The 2,051-nt window shown below is 46.4% G+C and carries 1 tRNA gene and 1 rRNA gene; both read left to right on the top strand.

What is annotated here, in order from left to right:
- The first annotated feature begins 254 nt into the window (after positions 1-254).
- Positions 255-1,768 (top strand): 16S ribosomal RNA (locus tag EKM01_RS14470).
- 194 nt (positions 1,769-1,962) lie between these two features.
- Positions 1,963-2,036 (top strand) — tRNA-Ile (locus tag EKM01_RS14465).
- The last annotated feature ends 15 nt before the right edge of the window (positions 2,037-2,051 follow it).

The following is a 2,051-nucleotide window of genomic DNA, read 5'->3' as shown; positions in this document are numbered from 1 at the left end:
AAAAAAACTTCACATTTTTCTTGTTAGTTAAAAAGAAAGTTGTACTTTTGCACCCGCTTCGAGAAACGCTATAACAAGTGTTGATAGAGGTGATAGAAATAAAAGAACACGTTCCTAGACATATTGAATTGACAGCCGTCTTGTCCAAAAGACAAGACAAAAGAATAAGAGTAATAGAATTGAGAGATTTGAAAAAACCACTAGAATTTAGTCGCATAAACAAAGAGAACAGATTTATCTGAACTCACAAATATACGATGAAGAGTTTGATCCTGGCTCAGGATGAACGCTAGCGGCAGGCTTAACACATGCAAGTCGAGGGGTATGTTTCTTCGGAGACAGAGACCGGCGCACGGGTGCGTAACGCGTATGCAATCTACCTTTCACAGAGGGATAGCCCAGAGAAATTTGGATTAATACCTCATAGTATAGTACCTTGGCATCAAGGAACTATTAAAGTCACAACGGTGAAAGATGAGCATGCGTCCCATTAGCTAGTTGGTATGGTAACGGCATACCAAGGCAACGATGGGTAGGGGTCCTGAGAGGGAGATCCCCCACACTGGTACTGAGACACGGACCAGACTCCTACGGGAGGCAGCAGTGAGGAATATTGGACAATGGGCGCAAGCCTGATCCAGCCATGCCGCGTGCAGGATGACGGTCCTATGGATTGTAAACTGCTTTTATACGAGAAGAAACCCTGCTACGTGTAGCAGCTTGACGGTATCGTAAGAATAAGGATCGGCTAACTCCGTGCCAGCAGCCGCGGTAATACGGAGGATCCAAGCGTTATCCGGAATCATTGGGTTTAAAGGGTCCGTAGGCGGTCAGATAAGTCAGTGGTGAAAGCCCATCGCTCAACGGTGGAACGGCCATTGATACTGTCTGACTTGAATTATTAGGAAGTAACTAGAATATGTAGTGTAGCGGTGAAATGCTTAGAGATTACATGGAATACCAATTGCGAAGGCAGGTTACTACTAATATATTGACGCTGATGGACGAAAGCGTGGGTAGCGAACAGGATTAGATACCCTGGTAGTCCACGCCGTAAACGATGGATACTAGCTGTTGGGAGCAATTTCAGTGGCTAAGCGAAAGTGATAAGTATCCCACCTGGGGAGTACGTTCGCAAGAATGAAACTCAAAGGAATTGACGGGGGCCCGCACAAGCGGTGGAGCATGTGGTTTAATTCGATGATACGCGAGGAACCTTACCAAGGCTTAAATGTAGATTGACCGTTTTGGAAACAGAACTTTCGCAAGACAATTTACAAGGTGCTGCATGGTTGTCGTCAGCTCGTGCCGTGAGGTGTCAGGTTAAGTCCTATAACGAGCGCAACCCCTGTTGTTAGTTGCCAGCGAGTCAAGTCGGGAACTCTAACAAGACTGCCAGTGCAAACTGCGAGGAAGGTGGGGATGACGTCAAATCATCACGGCCCTTACGCCTTGGGCTACACACGTGCTACAATGGACGGTACAGAGAGCAGCCACTGGGTGACCAGGAGCGAATCTACAAAACCGTTCTCAGTTCGGATCGGAGTCTGCAACTCGACTCCGTGAAGCTGGAATCGCTAGTAATCGGATATCAGCCATGATCCGGTGAATACGTTCCCGGGCCTTGTACACACCGCCCGTCAAGCCATGGAAGCTGGGGGTGCCTGAAGTCGGTGACCGCAAGGAGCTGCCTAGGGTAAAACTGGTAACTAGGGCTAAGTCGTAACAAGGTAGCCGTACCGGAAGGTGCGGCTGGAACACCTCCTTTCTAGAGCCTTAGTGTTAGTAGTAATACACGCTAGGGAAAGAAGACTAAATATCGAAAAGGAAACAAATATTGACATTATATTACTCTTGCTGTTAGTTCAAATAATATTACAGTCGTAAAGTTGTAAAGTCCAATGTCAAAAGTCAAGTACTTTCGACTTTAAGACCTTCGGCTTTAGACATAAGTATAAAGAGTGTCTCGTAGCTCAGCTGGTTAGAGTACTACACTGATAATGTAGGGGTCGACAGTTCGAGTCTGTCCGAGACAACTATTTAACTTAAAG

The organism is Flavobacterium sp. RSP46, from assembly GCF_003984825.1.
GTDB lineage: Bacteria > Bacteroidota > Bacteroidia > Flavobacteriales > Flavobacteriaceae > Flavobacterium.
This window is presented reverse-complemented; position numbering and strand designations above follow the sequence as displayed.